This is a genomic window from Shewanella rhizosphaerae (assembly GCF_019457655.1).
GTDB classification, from domain to species: Bacteria; Pseudomonadota; Gammaproteobacteria; order Enterobacterales; family Shewanellaceae; genus Shewanella; species Shewanella loihica.
Genome location: NZ_CP080420.1, coordinates 4,394,412 through 4,420,036, shown reverse-complemented (window position 1 = coordinate 4,420,036; position 25,625 = coordinate 4,394,412). Strand labels below are relative to the sequence as shown.

Below are 25,625 nucleotides of genomic sequence, written 5' to 3'. Positions count from 1 at the left end.
TACCTCTGGAAATTAATGGGCTTCGCGCCAAGCCTGGAAGCCACCATCCAGGCTATAGACATCATCGAAACCCTGTTCATGCAGGTATTGCGCGGCATTTTGGCTGCTGATGCCGTGATAGCAGACCACGACTAAGGGATTGTCCATGTCGGCCTCGGCAATATAACGCGCCAGGTTTTCGTTGTTGAGGTTGGTCGAACCGGGGATCTGTCCCGCCTCGAAGCTGGCGCCGTCGCGGATATCGACTACCTGTACCTCGGTATTGTCTTCCAGCATATGGATGAGTTGATTGACACTCAGGTGTTGAAAAGCAGACATAGTCAACCTGTAATGAAAAAGAGAGATAAGTTAAGTGTGCAACATGGGGCCGTGAGAGTACAGCCCCGGTTGCGAGTGGTGCGGGGGATTAATCCCAGCTGAGGATCACCTTGCCCGATTGGCCCGAGCGCATGGCGTCGAAACCGGCTTGGAAATCATCAACATTGTAGTGATGTGTGATGATTGGCGAGATATCCAGACCCGATTGGATCAGGCTGGCCATCTTGTACCAGGTTTCAAACATCTCACGGCCGTAGATCCCCTTGATGATGAGTCCCTTGAAGATCACCTTGCTCCAGTCGATGGCCATGTCGCCGCCAGGAATACCCAGCATGGCGATCTTACCGCCGTGGTTCATGGTATCCAGCATGGAGTGGAAGGCTGCTGGCACGCCCGACATCTCAAGGCCCACATCGAAGCCTTCAGTCATGCCGAGATCTTGCATCACATCTTCCAGCTTCTCCTTGGCCACGTTAACGGCGCGGGTGGCGCCCATCTTCTTGGCCAGCTCGAGGCGGTATTCGTTCACGTCTGTGATCACCACGTGGCGTGCGCCGACATGGCGACAAACTGCAGCGGCCATGATGCCGATAGGGCCTGCACCTGTGATCAGCACATCTTCGCCGACCAAGTCGAACGACAGCGCCGTGTGCACCGCATTGCCGAATGGATCAAAGATAGAAGCCAGATCGTCAGAGATATCGTCAGGGATCTTGAAGGCGTTGAAGGCCGGGATCACCAGGTATTCGGCAAAGGCACCTTCACGGTTAACACCTACACCCGAGGTGTTGCGGCACAGGTGAGTGCGGCCCGCGCGGCAGTTGCGGCAGTGGCCACAGGTGATATGACCTTCGCCAGAGACGCGATCGCCAATCTGGAAGCCACGGACTTCCTGACCAATCTCGACCACTTCGCCCACATATTCGTGGCCAACTACCATAGGCACAGGAATGGTGTTTTGTGACCACTCATCCCAGTTGTAGATATGTACGTCGGTACCGCAGATGGCGGTCTTGCGGATCTTGATCAGTAGATCGTTGTGGCCAACTTCAGGTTTTGGCGCATCAACCATCCAGATGCCTTCTTCAGGCTTGAGTTTGCTTAAGGCTTTCATCGATAGACTCCTAGATAATTCCCATCTCTTTGGCGATGCGGGTGAAGGCATCGATGGCGCGATCTAGCTGCTCGCGGGTATGAGCGGCCGACATCTGGGTACGAATACGGGCCTGGCCCTTAGGTACCACAGGGAAGGAGAAGCCGATCACATAGATATTCTCTTCCAACAGACGGTTAGCGAAGTCGCTGGCCAGCTTAGCATCGCCAATCATCACAGGGATGATGGCGTGGTCGGCGCCGCCCAGGGTAAAGCCTGCCGCAGTCATTTTTTCGCGGAAGTAACGGCTGTTTTCCCATACGGCTTCGCGCAGTGCCTGGCCTGACTTTAGCATCTCCAGCACGTGAATCGAGGCGGTGACGATAGAAGGGGCCAGCGAGTTAGAGAAGAGGTAAGGACGCGAGCGTTGACGTAGCCAGTCGACGACCTCTTTCTTCGCCGAGGTGAATCCACCCGATGCGCCGCCCAGGGCCTTGCCCAGGGTGCCCGTGATGATGTCGACTCTGTCCATCACGTCGCAATACTCGTGGGTACCGCGGCCGTTTTGACCGATAAAGCCCACGGCGTGAGAGTCATCCACCATGACCAGGGCGCCATATTTATCGGCCAGGTCGCAGACGCCTTTGAGGTTGGCGATCACGCCGTCCATCGAGAACACACCATCGGTGGCGATCAGTATGTGGCGCGCACCGGCTGCCTTTGCCGCCTGCAGTTGGGTCTCCAGATCGGCCATGTCGTTGTTGGCATAGCGGAAACGCTTGGCCTTACACAGACGTACACCGTCGATGATAGAGGCGTGGTTCAGGGCATCTGAGACAATGGCGTCTTCGGCGTCCAGCAGGGTCTCGAACAGACCGGCGTTCGCATCGAAGCAAGAAGAGTAAAGAATAGTATCTTCCATGCCGAGGAATTCGCTCAGGCTGGCTTCGAGTTGCTTATGAATATCTTGGGTACCACAGATGAAGCGTACAGACGCCATGCCGAAGCCGTGATCGCTCAGGCCCTGCTGCGCCGCGGCGATCAGCTCGGGATGATTGGCCAGGCCAAGGTAGTTGTTGGCGCAGAAGTTCATCACTTCGTGGCCGTTGACTTCGATTTCGGTCTTCTGAGGAGAGGCAATAACGCGCTCGCTCTTGTATAAGCCTTCCGCTTTAACTTCAGCCAGCTGCTGATTGATTTGATCGTAGAATGAGGTCGTTGCCACCTGTAGTCTCCTTCTTTCTGTCTCGTTTTATTTTTGTATGCTTTGCCCGAGCCTGCTCACTTGGCAGATAAACTCGAGGAAAGGCGATAAGTTAGGAACCATCTTTAACGCATAAGTCAGGCTTGTCATAGCCAGGTATTGCCCCGTCGATGAATGATTAAGTCTAGTTCAGTTTCGACCATCTATTGTTGCCGACACGCCTGCCGGAAAGGGGGACGCCTGGGATATGGATCGCGCTAGGCTGGCCGAATTCTAACCTTAAACCCGGCCGACGCCACATTTTTTTTTGCGCTATTAACTAAGTTAGTGCAAGTGCAACTTTCGCATAACAAAAAATAATGCGAAATGTCACAACTGGCCTATCACGACAGACTAAGCGAGAGGCCAGATGATGAGGTGAGTGGCAGAACCGTTGTTTAATCTTCTTCCTGTTCCGCCTTGGCCAGGGCCTGATAATGCTGCTCCAGTCTGATGAAGGTGGGTCTGGCGGACTCACTGGCGTAGGCCTTGAAGATCATCAACACCCGCAGTAGCCCCTCGTAGAGCGAGGTCTTAGTGATCTGGGTGGCCTCTGAGTGGGTGAGCTGATTGCTGATCCAGAAGCAGGCCACCATGCGTATGGTGTCGGCCAGCGGCGTGATCTCGGCGTCGTCGATCACCAATACGCCATCCTGTTTTAGCTGGGTAAGGATGCTGGTGGCTCGCTTGAGTACCTGCTCATGGGTGACTGTATACTGCTTGTTGAGCACCTCGTCGCGGCTGAGGATGATCACCAGATTGGCGTACATGAAGCGGAACTGCCACAGGGTGTAGAAGAGGGCGTCGAAGTAGCCGATCAAGAGATCGACATCGACCTTCTTGCCTTCATAGGGCTGAAAGCCTGTCTCCAAGTGCTGTTCATAGAGGCTGAAGATGGAGCGGATGATGTCTTCTTTATTGCGAAAATGGTAGTAGAGGTTACCCGGGCTGATCCCCAGATGCGCGGCAATATGGTTGGTGGTGATGGCGCGCTCACCATGCTCGTTAAACAGGGCCAGGGCGGCGTGGACGATTTTATCGCGGGTCTTCATCTTGATCCTAAGTCAGGTCGGTTTGTCACCCGTGGGCCAGCCTTTTCTGGCACGCGAGTCATAGGGCTATATTCGAGTAAAGGCTCCAGTTGAAGTTATCAGCCAGCGGGTAAAAGTCAATCTATGGCTACTCAGACCAGTTAAGATTAACCCCCTGTTTTTCTGCCTATTTATAAATTGATGTGAGGCTTATTGGGCCTGCGTCTGTTTGCCGCCCGTCGGCCAGCGGCATATGTTACTATTAAGGCTTATGAGTAATTTGACCCTGTGTAAGTGCCGTCCCCTATGAATCGTACCCTCTATTCTGCCTTGCTGTATCTACTAAGCCCTCTGCTGATTCTCTATCTGGCGATTAGGGCGATCAAGAGCCCGGATTACCGTGGCCGCTGGGGTGAGCGCTTCGGTCTGTCGACGCTGTCGCGGGCAGATCTGCTGATCCATTCTGTCTCCATGGGGGAAACCCTGGCGGCGATTCCGCTGATTAAACAGATACAGGCGGCCTACCCTGAGCTCAGCATTACGATAACCACCACGAGTCCGACCGGATCGGCCGAGGTGATAAAAGCCTTTGGCGAAAGCGTGCAGCACTGTTATCTGCCCTTCGATCTCCCCATGTGTGTGGCGCGTTTCCTAAGCCAGCTGCAGCCTAAGCAGATCATCATCATGGAGACGGAGCTTTGGCCGAACCTCATTCATCAGGCCAAACGCCGGGGTATTAGGCTGATGCTGGCCAACGCCCGCCTGTCGGAGAAGTCCGCCAACCAGTATCGCGGCCGGCCCAAGCTGTCGCTGCCCATGTTGCGCTCACTGGATCTGATCGCCGCCCAGTCGCCTCAGGCGGCGCAGCGTTTCATCGACCTGGGCGTCGAGGCCGCGCGGGTAAAGGTCACGGGAAGCCTCAAGTTCGACCTCACCATAGCGCCAGACTTGCTAGAGAAGGCAAAAGAGCTGCGTAAGACTTGGCAGCGGATGGAGACTCCGGTCTGGGTGGCGGGCAGCGTACATCCCGGGGAGTTCGATATCATGCTCGCCGCGCACAAGAGCCTGTTGATGCGCTTCCCCCATGCCCTGCTGGTGTTGGTGCCCAGGCATCCAGAGCAGTTTGACGCGGCGGCCAGCCGGGTGAAGGCCGCAGGGCTCGAGCTGGCGCGCCGCAGTAAACAAGATGTGGTGGATGGCCAAACTCAAGTATTGCTCGGCGACACCATGGGGGAATTGTTAAGCTTCTATGGCGCAGCGGATCAGGCTTTTGTCGGTGGCACACTGATTGAGAATGGAGGTCATAACCCTCTGGAGCCGGCGGCTATCGGCCTGCCAGTCTATGTGGGACAACACCATTGGGATTTTGCGGAGATTACTGGCTTGCTCAAGGAGGCGGGATCCCTAGCCTTAGTGCAGGACGGCGATGAGCTAGCTGAGCAGTTGGTGCATAAGTTTGACGACAAGGCGGCCTATCTGGCCGCCAGAGAGGCCGGGCTTGAAGTAGTCGAGGCCAACAAGGGGGCGCTGGCGGCCCAATTCGCCCTAGCTAGCGATTTGATTAAGGCTTAGTAGCTAGTCTATGAGCTGTGGGCCTAGCTAGGCCTGGGCGTAACCCGCTAACAGTTGCTGCCAGTTTTCCTGGCTAAAGTGCAGCTCGGGCACCTTGCCCTTCTCCTTGTTGAAGGAGCGTAGCAGGCGATCCAGGTTGGCCTGTTGCCACTTGCTGTCAGGCTGCTTCAATGCGCCGCGGTCGAAATCGATCAGGGTAAAGTTCTCTCCGGCCAGCAGTATGTTCTTGGCGTTAAGATCGGCGTGGTAAACGCCGCGGCGATGGAACTTGGCGATACAGGCACCGAGCGCCTGCCATTTTTCATCCGACATAGGCCCCTGGCTCAGCTCGGCCACCAGATCGCGAGCGCCCGGAATCCGCTTGATGATGATATCGCCGCGATAATAGGGGCCGCTGCGCTGGATCTGCGCCGCCACAGGTTCCGGCACCGCAAATCCTTCCTTAAACAGCTGTTCCAACAGGTTAAATTCGGCGATCGCCCGGCAACGCTTAAGCCCGGTATAGAGATATGCATCGCGGCTGAATTTCTCCATCATGCCGCCACGATAATAGTGTCTGAGCACCCACTCCTCCTCGGGCGCCTGGCTCAGAGGAGCTGGATTGACAAACCAGGTGGTGTAGCGGCCCGTCGAAGAGCCTGTGATGGCCCCAAGGTCTTGCCAGTAATCGAAGGTAAACCAATCTGGGGTGATCGCCTTGAGCGAAGCTTGGCTAAAGACGATGCAACCGGCATCGGTGGGTTTTATTTGCATAGATTCACTGGCTCAACAGGCTTAAATGGTCGCTATGGGGAATTGTACCCGATATTGACGCCCTGTCAGCCCTCTTTCGCCAGTTGTTGCAGTACCTGGATGAGATTATCCTGCCAGCGTTTTGCGGGCAAAATAGCCTGGGACTGACTGGTATCCAGGGCGCTGTAGCGCGGGCGAGGCGCTGGGGCGCCGTATTCCTGGGTGCTAATGGGGCTGATGTTTGCCGGCTTATCCAGTAGTCCCAAGGCATAGGCGCTATCTGATATCTGCCGTGCAAATTCATACCAGCTGGTGACGCCGAGATCGCTCCAGTGGTAGATGGGTTCTGGCTTTGTCACTTGATTGAGTTGCCAGATAAACTGCCCCAGGGCGATGGCCGAAGTTGGCGTGCCCCATTGATCGTCGACAACCTTAAGCGGTTTACCCTGGCGCATCAGAGTCAGCATGGTCTTGACAAAGTTATGGCCGAAGGGGGAGTAGAGCCACGAGGTGCGCACTATGCAGGCATGGCCCTGGCCATATTCCAGCGCTGCCTGCTCACCGTGCCACTTAGATTCGCCGTAGCGACTCAGCGGGTTAGGTCTATCCGTTGGGCGATAGGGCTGACGCTGTTGCTCATCAAATGCCCCATTCATGACCCCATCGAAGACCCCATCGAAGACATAGTCGCTGGAAATGTGGATAAGCCTGATGTCCCGTTTACCGCAGTGCTCGGCCAGTGCCTTTACCGCCAGGTGGTTGAGGGCAAAGGCGGCCTGGCTGTCTGTCTCGGCAGCATCGACCTGAGTATAGCCGCTGGCGTTGATGACCAGTCGATAGTCTTGCTGGTCTAATACCCGCTCGATCGCCTGGCTGTCGCGGATATCCAACGCCTCGCGGCCCAGATAGTGTACCTGGTAGCCATCTGGCTGAGTTGCCTTGAGCGCCTGGGAAACCTGCCCATGGCGGCCGATCACCAATATTGGTTTCATCGTGCTGGCCCCATTATGGACTTGCTCATCATGATTGGCTCGCCACCTGATGGCACCAATCCAGGTGTGTCAGATACCAGTCCACCGTCTTCTCCAAGCCTCTGGCGAAGCTTTCGCTAGGCTGCCAGCCTAAGGTGCGGCTCAGCTTGCTGGCGTCAATGGCGTAGCGGGTGTCGTGCCCCGGCCTGTCTTTGACGAAGCCGATGAGTTGCCTGAAATCGTTGATGCCGCTGGGCTTCTCGGTGACCTTTTGATTTAACAGATCGCAGATGAGGCTGACGACTTCGAGATTCGTCATCTCATTCATGCCGCCTATGTTGTAGCTCTCGCCTGGCTCGCCCCGAGCGGCCACCTGGCACAGGGCATGGGCGTGGTCGTCCACATAGAGCCAGTCGCGGATCTGCTTGCCATCGCCATAGACGGGAATCGATTTTCCCTGCAGGGCGTTAAGTAGGGTCACGGGGATCAGCTTCTCCGGATATTGATAGGGGCCATAGTTGTTGGAGCAGTTCGACAGCACTACCGGTAGGCCGTAGGTGCGATGCCAGGCCCTAACCAGATGATCCGCCGCGGCCTTGCTGGCGGAATAAGGTGAGCTGGGGGCGTAGGGAGACTGCTCGCTAAAGTATCCCGCCTGGTCTGAGCCTAAGTCGCCAAATACTTCGTCGGTTGAGACATGGTGCAGGCGAAATCGTGCCGCCATCTCCGTCGGCAGCTTGCGATAATAGTCTAGGCATTGCTGCAGCAGCTCGAAGGTGCCGACAATATTGGTGTCGATAAAGGCTCTCGGCCCCGCGATAGAGCGGTCCACATGGGTCTCCGCCGCGAGGTGGATCACCAGATCTATCTGGTATTGCCTTAGGGCTCTGCCCAGGGTATCGCCATCATTGATATCGGCCTGGATGAAATGGTAGTTGGGTTCTTGCGCTACGGATTCGAGCGATGCCAGATTGCCGGCATAGGTAAGCTTGTCATAGTTCACTACGTGGCAACCGCCCAGCGCGATGAGGTGGCGAATCAAGGCCGAGCCGATAAAGCCAGCGCCGCCTGTGATCAAGATATTGCGCCCGGCTAACGGGTGATGCTGTTCACTATTCATAGTAATCGGCCTCGGCAAAGGTACCTGCGCCCTTGTCCTTGTGCGACAGGATTGGCGATTGTGTGCTGAGCAGCGGCCAATCGATGGCTAAGGTGTCGTCGTCCCAGCGGATGCTGTGTTCATCATTCGGCGCATAATAGTCGGTGCACTTATAGAGGCAGTGGGCCTCGGATGAGATGACGTAGAAGCCGTGGGCGAACCCGGGTGGCACCCAGAGCTGGTGCTTGTTGCCTGCCGACAGGTGGTGCCCAGTCCATTGACCGAAACTCGGGCTATTGCGGCGCAGATCGACACACACATCGAAGATCTCACCGCTGACCACGCGGATCAGCTTGCCTTGAGGCTGTCTGAGCTGATAGTGCAGCCCACGCAGCGTGCCCTGCTGCGAATGGCTCTGATTTTCTTGCACGAAGTCGAGATCCACCAGGTGCTCCTTAAACCACTGCTGACGAAATGTCTCGAAAAAACAGCCGCGCTCATCGCCGAACACCTGAGGCTCGAGCAGCTTAACGTCTGGAATGGAAGTATTGAGGATCTTCATCGTGTCACCCGGCCGGTAAACAGGGAATTTCGTTCATTTTCGTTCCTATGGCGGCCTAATCATGGAACCTGGTGACATTCTACATTAAACTCGTTGCGGATCCTTACTCCCTTACTATTTCTCAGCGGCCCCTATATGAGCTTGAATTTGCAGACTGCCCACTCTTTGTGTCTCTTACGTTTATCTGCCATCGGTGACGTGTGTCATGCGGTGGCCATGGTGCAGGCGATTCAGCGCCAGTATCCAGATCTTAAGATCACCTGGGTGATTGGCAAGGTGGAGTATCAGCTGCTTAAGCATCTGCCCGGCGTCGAGTTTGTGATCTTCGACAAATCCCAGGGTTGGCGCAGTTATTTCAATCTGCGCCGCGCCCTCAAGGGACGTCGTTTCGATCTGCTGCTGCATATGCAAGTGGCACTGAGGGCAACCATCGCCTCCTTGGCTATCTCGGCAAAGGTGCGTCTGGGCTTCGATCGCGCCCGTGCCAAGGAAGGGCAGTGGCTGGTGACTAATCGCCGGGTGGAGCCCTTGGCGACGCCCCATGTGCTCGAGGGGTTTATGGGCTTTGCCAAGGCTGTGGGCGTCAAGGATCTTAAGCCTAAGTGGGAAATTCCAGTGCCCGCCGCGGATACCGAGTTTGCCCGCCAGCTGATCCCAGATGGGGATAAGACCTTAGTGATCTGCGCCGCCGCCAGTAAGGCCGAGCGCAACTGGCTGCCCGAGCGTTATGCCCAGGTAGCGGACCATGCGCTTGAGAAGGGCTATCGGGTGCTGCTGTGTGGCGGCCCGGTTCCTATGGAGCGTGAGCTGGCCGAGGCGATCCTTTCACATGGCGATCCCCGCATCGAGAATTTGGTGGGTAAGACCTCGCTGACCCAGCTTCTGGCGCTTCTGAAACAGGCGAGTATCGTCCTGGCGCCAGATACCGGCCCGGCCCATATGGCGGTGACTCAGGGTACGCCAGTGATCGGCCTCTACGCCCACTCTAATCCTGGGCGCACCGGCCCCTATACCTGTTTAGATAGCGTGATTAGCGTCTATGAGCAGGTGATCGCCCAGCAACACTCGGGCGAGGTGTCCTGGGGAACCCGTGCCAAGGGAGAGCACCTGATGGAGATGATTCAGGTAGCGCCCGTGCTGGCTGAGTTTGATCGCCTGGCGCAAGCAAGTGTAGGAGACCAAGTTAGCCAGCCGCAGTCACACGCCGGCCATTAGCCAGGGGTTGGCGATTAATGGTAGACTTCAGGTTTGATTGGCTCATCTGGCCACCGTCGGCTGAGTCATGCAATGAGGGAAGATGGGGTTTTCCCATTCATTTTTAGGGATATCGTCGATGTCAGTGGCGCCAAAATTTCTGTTTGTACCTGTCTCCTGTGAAGAGGGGATAGGTGAATATATGCGTTCCACCATAGTGGCCGACGAGATCATGCTGCGTTGGCCGCAGGCGCAGGTTGAATTCGTGCTCAATAGCCGCGCGCCCTATGCCAAACATTGCCCCTATCCGACCCATCTGGTTAACGACACGCCCACCAAGCGAGTGAAAGAGGTCAATCAGCTGGTCTCAAAGCTCAAGCCTGACCTAGTGATCTTCGATGCCGCCGGCCGCAAGGCACAGCTTAAACATGCCAACCGTAGCGGCGCCAAGGTGGTTTTCATCAGCCAACACAAACGCAAGCGTGCCCGCGGCATGAAGCTCGAGCGTGCCTTGGTCACCGACAGCCATTGGGTGGTGCAGCCCGAGTTTGTGATTGGCGATATCAGCCGTTTTGATCGCTTTAAGTTAAACCTGATTAACCGCCCCGAGCCGATCTTTACCGGTTCTATCTTCGCGCGGCCAGATAGCGCCTTGCAGCACGCCTTGCAGCAAGAATATGGCCTAGAGCCAAAGGGTTACCTTCTCTATAGCGCCGGCTCCGGTGGACATTATGTCGGCTCGACCCTGGCGGCCGAGCGTTTCGCCCAGGTGGCACAGGCCTGTTATCGAGAGACGGGGATCCCCAGCGTCATGGTATTTGGCCCTAATTACCCCAAAGATCTACCTCAGTTAGAGGGCGTGGTGGCCATAGAGCGACTCTCTAGCCTTGAGTTTATCAATCTACTCGATGGCGCCGCAGGCGCCGTGCTGAGCGGCGGCGATACCCTGCTGCAGGCGATCGCCCTCAAGGTGCCGACGTTGGCGGTGGCCGTCTCTAAGGATCAGCCCAAGCGGATCCAGCGCTGCGTGCAGCGAGGCCTGGCGCTGAGCTGTGATCTCGAACTCGATGCCATGTGTGCTCAGGTGCAGCGCCTGCTGGACCACCAGACCGCCCAGCAGCTAGTTGCCAATATGGATAGAGAGGCCGAGGCTAAGGGGCTGGATATCTGCATGGCGGAGATTGAACGACTCTTGGGGCTCGTCGGTGAGCGCTAAACGTATCGGCTTGGCCATAGACAGCCTCGCCGGTGGCGGGGCAGAGAAGATTGTTCTGACCCTGGCGGCTGAGTTGAAACGTCTCGGTCATGAGCCGCACCTGCTGGTACTTTCCCCACATTATGACTATACCGTGCCAGCAGATATTCCCCTGCATGTCTGTTTCGATGAGCGCGACCGTCATATCATCGCCTGGTGGCGACTAGGCCGCTCGGCGGCCAGGGTGAAACAGTGGATCGGCGGACTCGAGCAGACCCATGGCAAGTTCGATCTGATTCTGTCTAATCTGGACAAGAGTAACCTGTTGCTGACCCGCGCCAGCGTGTCGCCGCTCTACATCGTGGTGCATAACTCTATTGAAGAGGAGTTGAAGCGCGAGCGTAAGCTCGGACCTATCGCTTATCTCAACATGCTCAGAGCCAAGCGGGCACTAAACGGCCAGGCGTTGATCACAGTGTCCAAGGGGATAGCACGCGAGATCAACCAAAGTGGTCGAGTCGTGCCTCGCAGCATGCGCACCATCTACAACCCCTTCGATGTCGAGGCGATAAGGGCAAAGGCCGCTGAGGCGAACCCGGATATCCCCAAGGGGGAATTCCTTATCCACGTGGGTCGCGTCGCCCGCCAGAAACGTCATGACATACTGTTCCAGGCGCTTGCCAAGATGCATAAGCCCTTGCCACTGGTGCTGCTCTGTAACAACCCCAAGAAGGCGATGAAGCTGGCCAAGAAGCATGGCGTGGCCGATCGCATCATCTGCCCTGGGTTTCAGGGCAACCCCTTTCCCTGGATCAAGGCGGCGCGCCTCTTAGTGCTGAGTTCAGATTATGAAGGCTTGCCCACCGTGCTAATCGAGTCCTTGAGTTGTGGTACGCCCGTGGTCAGCACCCTCTGTCCCCATGGGCCGGATGAGATCATGACAAATGAGCTTGCCCAGTATCTGGTGCCGAGGCGGGATAGTGAGGCCTTGAGTCGTAAGCTAGATAAGGCCTTGGAGCATTATCCAAGCCTTGCCGACAGTGAGATCCTCACTCAGGTGGCAATCGATAAGATAATCGCCGACTATCTGAGCCTCTGCCAGTCACCTTAAGAGCCGAGTTCACTTATGCCCTGGGCGCAGCGAATTGACCTCTGGGTGAGCGTGTGCTGAAACAAAAGATTGTTGCAGGCCAGCTGCTGGCGGCAGCTCTCCTTGTGATGCAGGTGAAAGGCGACGGCATAAAACTTTACCCGCTTGCGCCATTTACCGTTGTGGTACATGCGCAGGGCAAACTCCTTATCTTCAGGGCCCCAGCCCTCGAACGCCTGATTAAAGCCGTTGATGGCCAGGGCATCTCGCCGCCAGAATCCCAGGTTACAACCGTGTATGCCCTCTATCGAGTCCGGCGTGCCCCAGCCGCTTTTCTCGCATAGCCAACGGCTGCGAAGCGCTTGCTCTCTGCCCCTGGCGATGCCACGCGAGAAGAGACTCGGCCGCGCGTTACTCGTTAATATTCGTTGGCTTAAGGTAGGTCCCAGCTTCACTCGTTTGCCCGTCACCAGGCAATCGGGCTCGGCGACGGCTAAGTGGTCGGCGATAAAGTCTGGGTGCAGCACAAGATCGCCGTCGATCATTATGATGTAGTCGAAGCAGGCCAGCCCTATGGCGCGATTGCGACTGGCAGACAGACGAAAGCCCCTATCTTCATGCCAGCTGTGGATCAGCGGGACGGGAAAGCTGGCCTTAAGTGTGTCGATAAGCTCGCGTGTTGCCGGGCCTGAGCCATCGTCGGCGATGATCACCTCGTCTGGATGCTGGCTTTGCCTCTGGACGCTGGCGAGCACAGTATTTAGTGCTTGGGGCCAGTTATAGGTGGTGATGATGAGAGAGGTCTTCATGGCGCCTTAACGAGTGATAATCTTGGCCGGAATTTTACTCGTTAGAGGGGATAAGTCTTATCTTTTCAATTGATTAGCTGGTTTTGTGTTAATGCATGGGGGTCGCTGTAACTGCGGGGTAAATCTGCGGTTGCAAAGGTGAACGAAAGGCTGGTGGACTGTGGCATGAAAAGGGCTGCAATTGTTAGTGTTGCAGCCCCAAAACTTAAGTAATTGCTTGTTGAGATAAACCGTTATTTAAGCCGCTTTTATTTAAGCCACTTTTATTTAAGCCATTTGCGTCCCAGAGTTGGCTTGCCGATAAAGTTCAGTAGTCCCTGGGGCACGCCACTCTTACGCTTTAGGTTGGCGGTATAGAGGTTCCAGGCGTCTAGCTTGAGCTGCTTGATCTCTGCTGGTGTCAGGGTATCGCCATACATCTGGCAGTAGTCGTCCACATAGCGGATCTCGCGGCTCGGACACTTAATGCGGTAGCCGCGACCGGCGTAGTGAATAAAGTCGGCCTTGCGATAATCTTCGTTGCCCAGCAGATCCATACGATTGAAAGCGGCATCGACGCCTTGGTTCTTAATCTTGTTCTTCTGAATGACGTAATTCACATAGGTCTGATCGTAGAACTTAACCGTGTTACACACCTGCTGCATCCCTTCCAGGGTGGCGAGCTCAAACAGGGGGCACTCCTTCGAGATCAGGAACATGCCGAAGTTGTAGTAGCTGTAGTGGCCATCGGTTTGCGGCCAGTTCTCGACGGCGTCGAAGGCGGCATTGATCTCGCCGACCGGAATGGTGCGGTCTGTGTAAGGACCTTCGTCGAACATGTAGACAGTTTCAAGATCTTGATACTCTTCGAAAATATCTCGCGCCCATGGCGTCACCATGATGTCCGCATCCAGATAGAGCACCCTGTCGTATTGCTTCAATAGCTCGGCGGTATAGAGCTTTTCGGGCCAGGCCGGGCTGGCCGAGTATTTAGGGTTCTCGATATGGATCTTGTAGTGCAGGCGATCCGATACCACGAGATCGGCACCGACCTTTTCGGCGTAGCGCTCGAAGCTTTTTAGCGCCGCGCGGTACATGGGGTTGTCGCCAATGGCGAGGGTGAAGATGGCTTTTTTCATAATGGGGCCTTGGCTGTTATGAACTTAACTGTGAATGGGCGGCTGGCTTCTCGTCGTCAGATATCTGGGCAAGCGTGGCCAATACCTCGTCGACGCCGATATCGCTGACATAGCCCTTGCCGGTAGAGGCGTATAGCACCTTGGAGCTGGCGGTTTCTGGCGGCGCCCAGTAGGGCTTCTTCTGCCGCATCATGGCGATAAGTGGGCGCTGACTGGCGGTGGCGAAGTGCATGATGGCAGTTTCTACCGTGATCACCATATCGGCGGCGGCGATCATCGCTGGCAGCTCGAAGAAGTTGTCTTGCACGGTAAAGACTGCGACCTGGCTGTTCGCCAGCTTAGGCTCATCGGCGATGGCCTGCTCGAGGGCGCTAAAGTTTTCCGGGGTGCTGTTGACGATGAAGCGGCTGTCTGGTGCCTGCTCGGTGAGACGGGCGATCAATTCAAACAGCTGAGACTGGTGCCAATCGCGCTTCTTATTGGTCGACAGGTGGTTGAGAAAATAGAGCCTACCCTGAGACTGACCGGGAAAGGTCTTGCTTAGCCAGGCCTTTCCCGTCTCGGTAACCTCTGGCGTGATGGTCAGCGACGGCATGAAGGCCGATTTGTCCAGTGTCAGCCCGGCAACTCGGTGCAGCAGCTGATAGTAACGATCGGTAATATGGTGCTGCTCGCCGAGGGCCGCCACATCCATCTTAAAGGTCTTGTCGCTGTGACGGAAAAACCAGGGGTCGAGCAGTCCGCCAAATTTGGATTTGGCCAGGCTGGTGACGATAAAGCCCTTGGGACTGATGCGTCTGGCCAGCGCCGAAAATTGCTCGCTCTTGCTGCCTGAGTGAGTGATCACCAGGTCGTAATCTAGGGCCTGGGCGGCCTCGACCTGTTTGTCCTGCATCGCCTTGCTGTCGCTGCAACCATAGCTGCGGCTAAAGGCGGGCTCGGCGGCGATCCACTGCTGCATGATCTTGCTGCGAGAGAGGCGCCAACTGTCTTGGTTGTTGCGGTTATCGTCGAGCCAAATATCCACCTCGAGTGCTGGATGCTGCTGTTTGAGTGCGGCCAGAAAGGTCTTGATATAGAGAAAATCGCCCAGCGCCAAAGGGGAAACAAAGAGGAGGCGTCTTGCCTGTGCTAATCGTTCACTTGGAATAAGAGACATTGTGCCCTAGCCGATAAAATAAAAGTGGCTTAAGGATACATGGCTTTGATGACAGAGAAAACCTTGGCCAATGGCTATTTGCCAGTGACCCGGGACTATGAGTTTGCTCATTTGTGACTCGGCGCCAATTGCGGCGGGCTCACTGGTCAGGCTTTCGCCTGGCGAGGTGACAAATTGGCTGTAGTATTAATGGAATGTGTTACAATCTGCGCCAGTATGCCCATTGATAGACTGAGGCTAGGTTGAGAGTTTGGCGGCGATCTGCTGCCCCTCGCGCCGGGTCAAAGGTTTCGATAACCAGCGAGAAGATTGATTGTGATCTGTTTTGATGTTCTGCATCCATACTATTTGCCGCAATATTTGCCCGTCATGCAGGAGTTGCAGGCTCGGGGACAAGTAGTGCGCTTCGTGATCTATCGCAGTCAGGATCAGCAGGCGGCACTCGATGCCCTGGTGGCGCAGAATGGCCTGGAGGCCCATTGGGTCGACTCCCAGGAGGAGGCACTCGCCTACTACCTGAAGGAGAAACCCAGCTGGGTGATCTTTGGCAACAGCTTCGATGCGGCCGCTAAACTCAAGGGGATCTGCAAGACCGCCCTGATGCAGCACGGTATCGGCCCTAAGGCCTGCTATTACACTGTGTCCGAATCGGATATGGATGTGCGTTTCGTCGAGGGAGAATATCGCCTCAAGCGCCTGCAGCAGCTCTTTCCCCATAAGACCTTTATCGATACCGGCTATGCCAAGCTGGATCCTATCGTGCAGGGCAGTGAGGCAGGGCTTGATCTGGCGGCATTAGGCTTAGATCCGGCCAAGCCGACGCTGCTTTACGCGCCGACCTTCTATCCCAGCAGCATAGAGAAGATGGCCAAAGATTGGCCCAGCGCCTTTAGCGAATACAACATTTTACTCAAGCCGCACTATTTTTCGCTTAGCAAACCCAGCTATAAGAAACAGAAGCAACTGCTGGAACATTGGGGCACTTTTGATAACGTCTACCTGGCACCTGTTGAGCAGGCGAACCTCTTGCCTTTCATGGCCAGTGCCGATCTCTTGATCAGCGACGCCTCGTCGGCGCTGTTTGAGTTTGCGGCCTTGGATAAGCCCGTGGTCTGGTGTGATTTCTACCACCTGCGCTGGAGTTATCGCGGCATCTTAAGTTTCCGTTTCAAGAATCGCATGGATGAAGATCTCTACCGTTATGCCGGTGTGGCCGCTCACGCGGCGTCGTACAAGGAGCTCAAAGCCGTGGTGGATCAACAGATCGCCCAGCCCGAGTCATTTGCTGCCAAGCGGGCAGAGTACACTCTAGAGTTGGCCGGTCGGGTTGATGGCCACTCTAGTCAGCGCATCGTCGATTATCTTTTGTCCGAAGAGGCTTCATGAGAATTATTACTTTCGGGACCTTCGATATGTTTCATATCGGACACCTCAACATTATCGAGCGCGCCAGAGAGTTAGGGGAACACCTGACGGTGGGCGTTTCCTCGGATGCGCTGAATTTCTCCAAGAAACAGCGCTACCCCATCTGTAACGAACGCGACAGAATGCGCATCGTCAAGGCGCTCGCCTGTGTCGACGAGGTATTTTTGGAGGAATCGCTGGAGTTAAAGGCGGAATATATCGAGGCGCATCAGGCCGATATCCTGGTGATGGGTGATGACTGGCAAGGCAAGTTCGACCATCTCAAACCTCTGTGCCAGGTGATCTATCTACCGCGAACACCGGCCATCTCGACGACCCAGCTGATCGAGGTCGTGCGGGAGATAAGATAAAAAAAGCCCCAGGTATCACCCGGGGCTTTCTTTTGCTGATCGATAATTTACAGACCGTTCACTACTGACCGATAAAGTGCTGCGCGGCCAGCCAGTCCAGATATTCGGGAACCCCCTCTTCGACCGTCTTAAATGCCTGGGTATATCCGGCGGCTCTTAGCTGCGTCAGGTCGGCCTGGGTATAGCTCTGATAGGCGCCCTTGAGCTTATCCGGGAAGGGAATATATTCAATTTCTCCCTTACCATGATAGGCGATCACCGCATTGGCCACGTCGTTGAAGCTCTGTGCCTGACCCGTACCACAGTTGTATACTCCTGAGATCCCTGGGTTTTGCCAAAGCCAGAGGTTGACCTTGACCACATCTTCCACGTAGACGAAGTCTCTTAGCTGCTTGCCATCTTCGAAGCCGTCGTGGCCTTGGAACAGGCGACAGATGCCGCTCGCCTTGATCTGGTTGTTGAAGTGGAAGGCTACGCTGGCCATGCCGCCCTTGTGTTGCTCCCTAGGCCCATAGACGTTGAAGTAACGTAGGCCCGCCACCTGAGTGGTGAAGTTGTGCTGTCTGACATATTGGTCGAACAGGAACTTAGAGTAGGCGTAGACGTTGAGTGGCTTCTCCAGTTCCCGCTGCTCGATAAACTTATCGCTGCCGCCATAGACAGAAGCCGATGAGGCGTAGATAAACTGGCTGCCGTTACGCTCGCAGAAGTGGAGCAGTGTCTTGGAATACTCGTAGTTGTTGGCCATCATGAACTTGCCATCCCACTCAGTGGTCGACGAGCAGGCACCCTGATGGAAGATCACTTCGATCTTGTCATCGAACTGTCCCTGGGCGATCTGCTCGATGAAGTCGGCTTTATCCAGATAGTCGGCAATTTCACAGTCGGCCAGGTTAAACATCTTGGTGCCGTCGGTCAGGTCGTCTACGGCGATAATGTCACTACGCCCTAAATTATTGAGCGCTTTAACTAAGTTGCTACCGATAAAGCCGGCAGCACCCGTTACTATGATCATAATACTTGTCCCGTTTGTGAGAAAAACAGAGTCACACCAGCTAGCTTAGCTGACAGCTGACTGACTCGCGTATTGGGTATCTAAAAAGGCCGCGATCTCCTTGGCAGCCAGATCGAAGTCGATAAGCGCCATGTTCCTGCCAGTCTTCTTGCCGACGGGTGGAGTGAAGGCCAGACGCCTCTCGCTCTGGGTTAGGGTCTGCCAACGCACCTTAGGCGCAGAGCGTCTGCCCGCGTAGAAACCGACTGTCGGCACATTGTGTAAGCCGGCGATATGCAGAGGACCGGTAGAGCCTGCCATAAACATGTCGGCGGCGACCAGAGACTTGGCAAAGTCGGCCAGGCTGGCGAGTGGCTCGGCCATCACCACCTTGATCCCTTGGGCACTGAGCAGGTCATAGATCTGCTGGGCCAGAGCGATCTCCTGACCGCTGTAGGTCAGCACGAACTTGCACTCAATTGCGGTCAGCTTGTCTACCTGCGCCAGCAGGCCGGCAAAGTCGCTGGGGGAGATGCCGCCCGACGAGCCGCCGGTGCCGGGATGAGCGAAGATCAGTCGCTCTTCGCCTTGTTGGCCGTAGTGATCTTGCCACTTGCGCCGCTCGTGGGAGAGATCCCAGTAGCGTGTCGGCAGTGTGGGGACAGGAATCCTGTGATCGGCCAGGAAGCGCTCGACCATCATGCAGCTCTTACGCCAGCCACCCAGGCCTTTAGGCACCTCTATGCTGGTTCTGTGCTGGTAAAGATACTGATACCAGTTGAGCTTAGGGGCCAGCTTGTAGGGAATATCCAGCTTACGTAGCAGTCGGTAGGTGCGTATCTGCGAGCGTGACACGATAACCGCATCGTAATGGCGCTCGGCAAATGCCTTGGTGATTGCCTGGTCGTCGCCATCATCCACTATCACATGGTCTATGTAGGGGCAGGCCTTTGCGAAATCTTTCAGTAAAGGATCGACGAAGACCTCAATGCTGGCGTTGGGCAGCGCCATTTTAAGCTCATAGAGCGCGGGCCAGGTGAGCACGAAGTCGCCAATTTTATCATTGCGAATGACTAGTACGCTTTTAATCATATGAAAACTTATCTGATGGGAGGCTGTTAGTAGGCACAGCGCCTAAGGCCGAATGCTTAAAACAAGCGTGCTTAGAACGACGGTTAATCTCATCTATCATAGCATCGGCGAGTGTCTTGCCGAGCATTCTCCCACGGCATTTTTACACTATTGATGCAAATTGTAACTTTTAGGGGTTTTTTCGACAATAAACAATTCGATGCCAGTGGTTCAATCCGGGGGGGAAACTCGTTAAACTAGGCGCAATTCCGCCATTAACTAAAGACTGCGAGCCATGCACACGAAAGCGATTTATCCTGGAACATTCGACCCCGTCACAAACGGTCATACGGACCTTATCGAGCGTGCGGCGAAGTTGTTCAAACAGGTGGTGATAGGCATCGCCGCCAACCCCTCTAAGCAGCCGAGATTCAGCCTGGAGGAGAGGGTAAAGTTGGTCAAAAGAGTGACCGAGCATCTGGACAATGTTGAGGTGGTGGGCTTTAGCGGCCTGCTGGTGGACTTTGCCAAGGAGCAGAATGCCAGTGTCCTGGTGCGTGGTCTGCGTGCGGTATCAGATTTCGAATATGAGTTTCAGCTCGCCAATATGAACAGGCGCCTGAGCGCCGATCTGGAGAGCGTATTTTTAACCCCGGCCGAAGAGAACTCGTTTATCTCTTCGACGCTGGTGAAAGAGGTGGCATTACATGGTGGTGATGTCAGTCAATTTGTGCATGAAGAAGTAGCCAAAGCGCTGCAAAAAAAGGATTAATTTGCCCGTTATGATGGAAAAAATTCGCGCTTATGTTGTTGGAGGCGTCGCGGCCTTAGGCCTGATGATCACCTCCTTAGCCCACGCGGCCCCCTGGGTCGATGTGTCCGATATCTATCTCAGAGCCGACATTCAGGCCCTCGCCGATGCCGGTGTGATCACTGTGCCCGTCAATACCTATCCCCTGATGTGGTCGGGTATTGGGAGCGATCTGAGTAAGGTGGAACCCTCGGTGCTCTCGCCGGGTCTCGCCACCGCGTTTGCCCGGGTGAACTTCTACTACCGCAATGCGGTCGAGAATCGTGGTAACAGCCGCCTCAAGCTGGCCGGTGGCAGCGATCCAGCTCGATTCCAGCATTTCGGTTCTGACTATCGCGAGAAGGCAGAGGTGCAGGCGTCCCACGAGTATCTGGGTGACAGATTTGCCTTCAAAGTCGCGGCCTCGGCCCATTATGATCCCATGGACGAGAAAGAAATTCGCCTGGATGACTCCTATTTTGCCGTTGCCCTGGGTAATTGGATGGTGACGGCCGGCGCCGTGGATCAATGGTGGGGACCGGGATTCGATACCGCCCTGCATCGCTCAAACAATGCCCGTCCGCTGCCTAGCCTGATGCTGAGCCGCAACAACGCGGCGGCGTTCGAGACGCCCTGGCTCTCCTGGATAGGTCCCTGGACACTGACAACGGGCATCAGCTATCTGGAAGAGGAGCGCGCCGTCGCCAATCCATTGCTGTGGAACTTCCGCGGCACCATACGCCCCTTCAGACAGTTAGAGATGGGCATCTCCTGGACCACAATGTTCTGTGGCGAGGGCGAGGAGTGCGGCCTATCGACCCTGTTCGATGCCATCGCCGGTAATACCACCTGTGTGAACGGTGAGGCGAGCTGTGACCCAGCGTTGCAATCTAAGATAGGCAACCAGATGGCGGGCTTCGATATTCGTTACGCCGATACCTGGTTCGATATCCCGGTAGGCCTCTACTTAGAGCGTACCTGTGAAGACTCGAGCGGCCCTATGCCCTGGGATCTGGCCGACTGCGCCAAGCTGTTTGGCGCCGATACCCGTTTCGAGTTTGACTCTCAGCAGTATAAGCTCTTCTTCGAGTATTCAGATACCATGGTGGCCTGTGGTGAGAACCAGAACGCTTTCAACTGCTTCTATGAGCACAGCACCTACAAGAGTGGATCGCGCTACTATGGCCGCTCGCTCGGCAGCACCTATGACAGCGATGCCAACGTCTATGTGTTGGGGCTTATCGGTCAGTTTGCCAATAGCCATGGCTTCACCTCTCTGCTGCGTTATGCTCAGTTAAACAAGGATGGAAAGACGGTCAATAATGGTTGGGCACCCAAGCCGCGTAAGGAAGATCTGTTGATGCTGGAGCTCAGCTATCGCCTGCCAATCTGGAAAGGGATGATGAGCCTGGGCGGCACTGTGTCTCAGTCAGAATTTGAGGCGGACGACAAGGATACCAATGCGACCCTGTTCGGCAGCTATGAGTATCGCTTCTAATGTTTAGAGTAGTTGTTTAGCTAAGGCTTTAGCTGAAAACGAGTAAAGAAAAAGGCTGACATCTTGTCAGCCTTTTTGCTTTTTGAGGTAGGGATTTACTGAGCTTGGATTAGCGTGGCTGACACAGGCCGCAGAAGACGGTGGCCCTTTGGCCCAGTTTGATCTCACTCAGCAGGTTGCCACACTGGGTGCAGGTCTCGCCGCCACGGCCATAGACATGCAGTTTCTGGGCGAAATAACCGGGTTTGCCATCGGCATTAGTGAAGTCTTTGAGCGTAGTACCGCCCTGTTTGATCGCCTGAGCCAAGATCTGTTTTACCTCGGCAACCAGCACGGTAAGGCGCTCCTTATCGATTCGTCCCGCCTCGGCCTGCGGGTGTATGCCAGCGGCAAACAGGGCCTCGTTGGCATAGATATTCCCTACGCCCACCACAATATGATTGTCCATCAGGCAGAGTTTGACCGCCTTCTTCTTACCTTCCAGGGCCTTGGCCAGATAGTCGACATTGAAGCCCGATTGCAGGGGCTCTGGGCCTAGTTTAGCCAGCAAGGGGTGGGCGGCTTCGGGGAGCTCGCACCAGAGCCAGGCGCCGAAGCGTCTGGGATCGTTAAACCTGAGCACCTTGCCGCTGGCCAGTTCCAGATCGATATGGTCATGCTTCTCCACCGGCGTCGACTTGGGGAGAATTCGCAGGCTGCCGGACATACCGAGGTGAACTATGGTGGTGCCGGCATCGGTATCCAGCAACAGGTATTTGGCGCGGCGACGTATGCCTCTGATGGTCTGCCCCACTATCTGCTGGGCAACCTCGGGGACCGGCCAGCGCAGGGAGGCGTTACGCACAGTTAATCCTGTGACCTGCTGATCGAGCAGGTGAGGGGAGATCCCTTGGCGGGTCACTTCGACTTCTGGGAGTTCGGGCATAGGTGTCTCTTCGTTTCGCGTGTTTAAGGATTATCGAGTCTGAGGATCGGCTGCAATGACAGGCGCAGGCTCGGCGGGATCCGGTACCAGTTACCGGCCGGTGAGCTGAGCAGTCCCTCTTCGGGGTAGATGAGCCAGAGCTGTGGCGTCTCTATGTCGCGGATCTGGATCACCAACTCATGGGCGGGAGTGGCTATACCTGCGGGTTTGGCGATTGGCGAGACCAGGATACCACTCCAGGCCTCGGCCCACTGGCGACAGTTGAGCACCTGAGGGTCACACTGCCATCCGAAGCCCTGCTGGGCGAGCCAGAGATCGTCATATTGCAGCTGAAACAGGGGCGCCTGTTGATCGAAGAGGGGCTGAGCATCTTCCGGGATCGCCTGGCGGTGACGTTCTAAAAAGGTGAGTATCGCCACCATGGCGATGGAGGCGAAGATGATGATGTTATTCCATTTTCTTCGGGTCAGGGCCATCTCGAGTCAGACTCATTCAATATCAGATGTGTCAGAGTCTATCATCGAAAATGGCCCAGGGCATCAGCCGCCGGTGGCATTCATGAAACGTAGGATCTGGGTGTCGCCCTCTGGGCCGAAGTGATGTTCCTTGGGCTTGAGCTTGATCGCCTCGAGAATCGCCTGCTTAAGGCGCTCGATATCGCCGGGATACTGCCTGACGATCGCCTTAAGGTCCACCGAGTTTTCGTTACCCAGGCAGAGGAGTAAACGTCCTTCTACTGTGACCCTTACTCGGTTGCACTCGTGGCAGAAGTTGTTGCTGTGGGGCGAGATGAAGCCCACGTGTATCTTGCTGCCGGGCATGGTGTAGTAGCGGGCCGGGCCACCGGTACGCTTGTCAGACACGCTGAGTGGATAGCGCTTGGCAATGATCGCCTTGACCTCTTCGCTGCTACAGTGGCGGCTCTTCTTGCGCTCGTCGATGACACCTAGTGGCATCTCCTCGATGAAGGCGATATCCAGTTCGCGCTCGCGGCAAAACTCGATGAGATCCAATACCTCGTCGTCATTCTGACCGCGCAGGATCACGGCGTTGATCTTGATGCGGTTAAAGCCTGCCGCTTTGGCGGCATCGATCCCCTGGATCACCCGCTCCAGGTTGCCGTTGCGGGTCAGCTGGGTAAATAGCTCGGGTTTCAGGGTATCCAGGCTGATGTTGAGCCGGCTCAGGCCCGCCTCACGCATCTTGCCGGCAAACTTGCTTAGGCGTGAGCCATTGGTGGTCATGGACAGCTCTTTGAGGCCGGGGAGTCTCCCCAGCAGCTTGACCAATTGGTCGCAATCGGTGCGCACCAGGGGCTCGCCGCCAGTAAGGCGGATCTTCTTGACCCCAAGCTCGGTAAAGGCCTGACCTATCCAGGCCAGTTCCTCCAGGCTGAGCACCTGCTCTCTGTCGAGGAAGCAGGGGTCTTCACTCATGCAGTAGACACAGCGAAAATCGCATCTGTCGGTCACCGAGAGACGCAGATATTCCACGGTGCGGCCAAAGGTATCGACTATCAAACTCATACAGAATCACCTACGGCGGCGGGGAGTTCGTCTCACCCGCCTAGCTAATCCATTGTCGACTATAAGAGATCGGCAAAGGGTTGAATATAAACGGTATCACCCACGTTGAGCTGTTCGTCTTTCTCGGCGATCACAATAAGGCAGTTACCCTTCACCATTGAGCTCAACATGCCTGAACCCTGAGCACCTGTGCTGGTCACATGCAGGCGACCGTCAGGGCCCAGATGATAGACGCCGCGGGTAAACTCGGTGCGGCCGGTGCGGCTACGTAGGGTGCAGTCGGCGATGGCGGGCACTAAGGTCGGCGCCCACTCCTGTTCTCCCGCCAGCTTGCGCAGCGCAGGCTGCACAAACTGCATGAAGGAGACCATCACGGCAACTGGGTTACCTGGCAGGCCGAAGAAGAGGCTATCGCCAATCTGACCGAAGGCCAGCGGACGACCCGGACGCATGTTGATGCGCCAGAAGTTGATCTGTCCCACCTTGGCGAGTGCCAACTTGATAAAGTCGGCATCACCTACCGAGACGCCACCGGAGCTTATCACCACGTCCGCCTGCTGCGCCGCGCCTTGTAGGGCGTCGACCAGGGCTGATTCGTTATCTTCCAGGATGCCGAGATCGATCACCTCACAGCCCAACTGTTTCACCATGGACTTGATGGTGAAGCGGTTGGAGTCGTAGATGCAGTTAGGCTTTAAGGGCTCGCCAGGCTGACACACCTCGTCGCCGGTGGAGAAGACGGCGACCTTGGGCCGGCGGTACACGGGCAGCTTGCCAAAGCCCAAGGAGGCCAGCATGCCTTGATGGGCGGCCTTGAGTCTGTGTCCGGCGCTCAGGGCGGTGTGGTCCTTGGCGATGTCTTCACCGGCTTGACGCACGTGTTGCCCCAGGCTGATATTGCCTTGGAAGCTGACGCTGTCACCGCGATCTTCAGCCATCTCCTTCATCTGCACCGTATCGGCTCCGTCCGGCATGGGGGCGCCCGTCATGATGCGCACCGCCTCGCCCGGGTTGAGTGTGCCCTGATAGCTATGACCGGCCATCACATCGCCCACCAAGGTGTAGCTGTCTAGCATGGGGTCTGAGTAGGCAAACGCAAAGCCATCCATCGCCGAATTGGTGTGCTGGGGCACGTCTACCGGCGAGATGGCATCCTCGGCCAAAACCCTGTCTGTGCTGTCGTCGATGGCGACCTCTTCGCTGGTCGACACAGGCGTGACGTAGGAGAGGATCTTGTCTATCCCCTGTCTCACCGACAGCGTCTTGCTGGTGTCCAGTTCGCAGCCGCACTCGGGCGCGAGGGGGAGCGATGGCATGCAGGGGCGCCAATTGTTGGCGTATTCGATGACGAAGTCAGCTATCTGGCCCACATCGTTGATATCTAGGCGCCTGAGATCCGAGGGTAGCTCAGTGTCATCACAGCAGGCGATGGCCTGAATGTGCTCGTCATGGGTATGGATAAAGGGCTTGCCGTGGGCGGCTCGGTGTAGCTCGACCTTAGGCAGGGCCAGCTTCTTGAAGCCCTCTACCAGGACGATATCCACCTTGTCGGCTTCAATTTGCGCCAGCAGGTGGGGCAGCTCGGGCGCATCCTCAACCGGATCTTCCGTCATCAGCGCCCAGCGCACATGGGAGGCGACCAGCATCTGGCGGGCACCGGCCTTGCGCATTTCAAAGCTGTCCTTACCGGGAATATCCACATCGAAGTTGTGATGAGCATGTTTGACAACGGCTAGCCGCAGGCCTCGACGATTGAGTTCGGGGATCAGCTTCTTCAGCAGGGTCGTCTTGCCTGTGCCACTGTAGGCGCAAAATCCGAGGACGGGGATCGGCAGTGGATTGTTAAACGGTACGCTCATG

Annotated in this window: 25 protein-coding genes; 8 read left to right on the top strand and 17 right to left on the bottom strand. The window is 56.0% G+C overall.

Annotated features, from left to right (window positions below):
- Window positions 1-12 precede the first annotated feature (12 nt).
- From glpE to K0I63_RS19210, 4 genes are all read right to left on the bottom strand, one after another.
- Window positions 13-318, bottom strand: coding sequence for a thiosulfate sulfurtransferase GlpE (gene glpE / locus K0I63_RS19225; protein ID WP_220082071.1), 306 nt, complete (start codon window positions 316-318; stop codon window positions 13-15).
- Window positions 319-406: 88 nt separating this feature from the next.
- Window positions 407-1,432 carry an L-threonine 3-dehydrogenase gene (gene tdh / locus K0I63_RS19220; RefSeq protein ID WP_011867504.1) on the bottom strand — a complete coding sequence of 342 codons (1,026 nt, stop codon included), beginning with the start codon at window positions 1,430-1,432 and terminating at the stop codon, window positions 407-409.
- A 10-nt stretch (window positions 1,433-1,442) separates the two neighbouring features.
- Window positions 1,443-2,636, bottom strand: coding sequence for a glycine C-acetyltransferase (locus K0I63_RS19215; protein ID WP_144201280.1), 1,194 nt, complete (start codon window positions 2,634-2,636; stop codon window positions 1,443-1,445).
- Between the two features lie 416 nt (window positions 2,637-3,052).
- A complete protein-coding gene (locus K0I63_RS19210; RefSeq protein ID WP_011867502.1) occupies window positions 3,053-3,706 on the bottom strand; it encodes a TetR/AcrR family transcriptional regulator in 654 nt (217 codons plus the stop codon).
- Window positions 3,707-3,991: 285 nt separating this feature from the next.
- Between K0I63_RS19210 and waaA the strand changes: the two genes are divergently transcribed.
- Window positions 3,992-5,257: a lipid IV(A) 3-deoxy-D-manno-octulosonic acid transferase gene (gene waaA / locus K0I63_RS19205; protein ID WP_220082070.1), complete on the top strand. Its 1,266-nt coding sequence runs from the start codon at window positions 3,992-3,994 to the stop codon at window positions 5,255-5,257.
- A 27-nt stretch (window positions 5,258-5,284) separates the two neighbouring features.
- Here waaA and K0I63_RS19200 read toward each other — a convergent pair whose 3' ends face one another.
- From K0I63_RS19200 to rfbC, 4 genes are all read right to left on the bottom strand, one after another.
- Complete coding sequence (locus K0I63_RS19200) at window positions 5,285-6,010, bottom strand: 3-deoxy-D-manno-octulosonic acid kinase (protein ID WP_220082069.1); 726 nt, start codon at window positions 6,008-6,010, stop codon at window positions 5,285-5,287.
- 65 nt (window positions 6,011-6,075) lie between these two features.
- On the bottom strand, window positions 6,076-6,981 hold the full coding sequence (gene rfbD, locus K0I63_RS19195; protein WP_220082068.1) for a dTDP-4-dehydrorhamnose reductase: 906 nt from the start codon (window positions 6,979-6,981) through the stop codon (window positions 6,076-6,078).
- Between the two features lie 28 nt (window positions 6,982-7,009).
- Window positions 7,010-8,080, bottom strand: coding sequence for a dTDP-glucose 4,6-dehydratase (rfbB, locus tag K0I63_RS19190; protein ID WP_220082067.1), 1,071 nt, complete (start codon window positions 8,078-8,080; stop codon window positions 7,010-7,012).
- Window positions 8,073-8,621: a dTDP-4-dehydrorhamnose 3,5-epimerase gene (gene rfbC / locus K0I63_RS19185; RefSeq protein WP_220082066.1), complete on the bottom strand. Its 549-nt coding sequence runs from the start codon at window positions 8,619-8,621 to the stop codon at window positions 8,073-8,075. Before rfbC ends, rfbB begins: the two co-directional genes overlap by 8 nt.
- Window positions 8,622-8,756: 135 nt before the next feature.
- On the opposite strand from rfbC, the gene K0I63_RS19180 reads away from it, so the two are divergent.
- The 3 genes from K0I63_RS19180 (at window position 8,757) to K0I63_RS19170 (ending at window position 12,121) form a co-directional block, all read left to right on the top strand.
- Window positions 8,757-9,836 carry a glycosyltransferase family 9 protein gene (locus tag K0I63_RS19180; RefSeq protein WP_220082065.1) on the top strand — a complete coding sequence of 360 codons (1,080 nt, stop codon included), beginning with the start codon at window positions 8,757-8,759 and terminating at the stop codon, window positions 9,834-9,836.
- A 118-nt stretch (window positions 9,837-9,954) separates the two neighbouring features.
- Entirely contained in the window at window positions 9,955-11,031 is a 1,077-nt protein-coding gene (locus K0I63_RS19175) for a glycosyltransferase (RefSeq protein ID WP_220082064.1), read from the top strand.
- Window positions 10,997-12,121, top strand: coding sequence for a glycosyltransferase (locus tag K0I63_RS19170; RefSeq protein ID WP_258406907.1), 1,125 nt, complete (start codon window positions 10,997-10,999; stop codon window positions 12,119-12,121). Before K0I63_RS19175 ends, K0I63_RS19170 begins: the two co-directional genes overlap by 35 nt.
- Here K0I63_RS19170 and K0I63_RS19165 read toward each other — a convergent pair.
- The 3 genes from K0I63_RS19165 to K0I63_RS19155 all read right to left on the bottom strand — a co-directional run bounded on the left by K0I63_RS19165 (window position 12,118) and on the right by K0I63_RS19155 (window position 15,186).
- The gene (locus tag K0I63_RS19165) at window positions 12,118-12,909 is read right to left on the bottom strand and encodes a glycosyltransferase family 2 protein (RefSeq protein WP_220082063.1); all 792 of its coding nucleotides are present in this window, start codon (window positions 12,907-12,909) and stop codon (window positions 12,118-12,120) included. The genes K0I63_RS19170 and K0I63_RS19165 overlap by 4 nt on opposite strands.
- A gap of 263 nt (window positions 12,910-13,172) precedes the next feature.
- The gene (locus tag K0I63_RS19160; protein ID WP_220059408.1) at window positions 13,173-14,027 is read right to left on the bottom strand and encodes a glycosyltransferase; all 855 of its coding nucleotides are present in this window, start codon (window positions 14,025-14,027) and stop codon (window positions 13,173-13,175) included.
- A gap of 16 nt (window positions 14,028-14,043) precedes the next feature.
- Window positions 14,044-15,186, bottom strand: coding sequence for a glycosyltransferase family 9 protein (locus tag K0I63_RS19155; protein WP_220082062.1), 1,143 nt, complete (start codon window positions 15,184-15,186; stop codon window positions 14,044-14,046).
- A gap of 315 nt (window positions 15,187-15,501) precedes the next feature.
- Between K0I63_RS19155 and K0I63_RS19150 the strand changes: the two genes are divergently transcribed.
- Both K0I63_RS19150 and K0I63_RS19145 read left to right on the top strand, forming a co-directional pair.
- Complete coding sequence (locus K0I63_RS19150; RefSeq protein ID WP_220082061.1) at window positions 15,502-16,572, top strand: CDP-glycerol glycerophosphotransferase family protein; 1,071 nt, start codon at window positions 15,502-15,504, stop codon at window positions 16,570-16,572.
- Complete coding sequence (locus K0I63_RS19145; RefSeq protein ID WP_011867489.1) at window positions 16,569-16,961, top strand: FAD synthase family protein; 393 nt, start codon at window positions 16,569-16,571, stop codon at window positions 16,959-16,961. Before K0I63_RS19150 ends, K0I63_RS19145 begins: the two co-directional genes overlap by 4 nt.
- A 61-nt stretch (window positions 16,962-17,022) precedes the next feature.
- On the opposite strand, the gene rfaD is transcribed toward K0I63_RS19145, so the two are convergent.
- Window positions 17,023-17,976, bottom strand: a complete 954-nt coding sequence (gene rfaD, locus K0I63_RS19140; RefSeq protein ID WP_220082060.1) for an ADP-glyceromanno-heptose 6-epimerase — start codon at window positions 17,974-17,976, stop codon at window positions 17,023-17,025.
- 45 nt (window positions 17,977-18,021) lie between these two features.
- Window positions 18,022-19,047, bottom strand: coding sequence for a glycosyltransferase family 9 protein (locus K0I63_RS19135; protein WP_220082059.1), 1,026 nt, complete (start codon window positions 19,045-19,047; stop codon window positions 18,022-18,024).
- Between the two features lie 274 nt (window positions 19,048-19,321).
- Here K0I63_RS19135 and coaD point away from each other — a divergent pair, with 274 nt between their 5' ends.
- Together coaD and K0I63_RS19125 are read left to right on the top strand one after the other, a co-directional pair.
- Complete coding sequence (gene coaD / locus K0I63_RS19130; RefSeq protein ID WP_011867486.1) at window positions 19,322-19,798, top strand: pantetheine-phosphate adenylyltransferase; 477 nt, start codon at window positions 19,322-19,324, stop codon at window positions 19,796-19,798.
- A 10-nt stretch (window positions 19,799-19,808) separates the two neighbouring features.
- Entirely contained in the window at window positions 19,809-21,314 is a 1,506-nt protein-coding gene (locus K0I63_RS19125; protein WP_220082058.1) for a capsule assembly Wzi family protein, read from the top strand.
- 109 nt (window positions 21,315-21,423) lie between these two features.
- On the opposite strand, the gene mutM is transcribed toward K0I63_RS19125, so the two are convergent.
- From mutM to K0I63_RS19105, 4 genes are all read right to left on the bottom strand, one after another.
- Entirely contained in the window at window positions 21,424-22,239 is an 816-nt protein-coding gene (mutM, locus tag K0I63_RS19120) for a bifunctional DNA-formamidopyrimidine glycosylase/DNA-(apurinic or apyrimidinic site) lyase (RefSeq protein WP_220082057.1), read from the bottom strand.
- 23 nt (window positions 22,240-22,262) lie between these two features.
- The gene (locus tag K0I63_RS19115) at window positions 22,263-22,715 is read right to left on the bottom strand and encodes a hypothetical protein (protein WP_220082056.1); all 453 of its coding nucleotides are present in this window, start codon (window positions 22,713-22,715) and stop codon (window positions 22,263-22,265) included.
- Between the two features lie 63 nt (window positions 22,716-22,778).
- Window positions 22,779-23,765: a GTP 3',8-cyclase MoaA gene (moaA, locus tag K0I63_RS19110; protein ID WP_220082055.1), complete on the bottom strand. Its 987-nt coding sequence runs from the start codon at window positions 23,763-23,765 to the stop codon at window positions 22,779-22,781.
- 59 nt (window positions 23,766-23,824) lie between these two features.
- Window positions 23,825-25,624: a bifunctional molybdopterin-guanine dinucleotide biosynthesis adaptor protein MobB/molybdopterin molybdotransferase MoeA gene (locus tag K0I63_RS19105; protein ID WP_220082054.1), complete on the bottom strand. Its 1,800-nt coding sequence runs from the start codon at window positions 25,622-25,624 to the stop codon at window positions 23,825-23,827.
- Window position 25,625 lies beyond the last annotated feature (1 nt).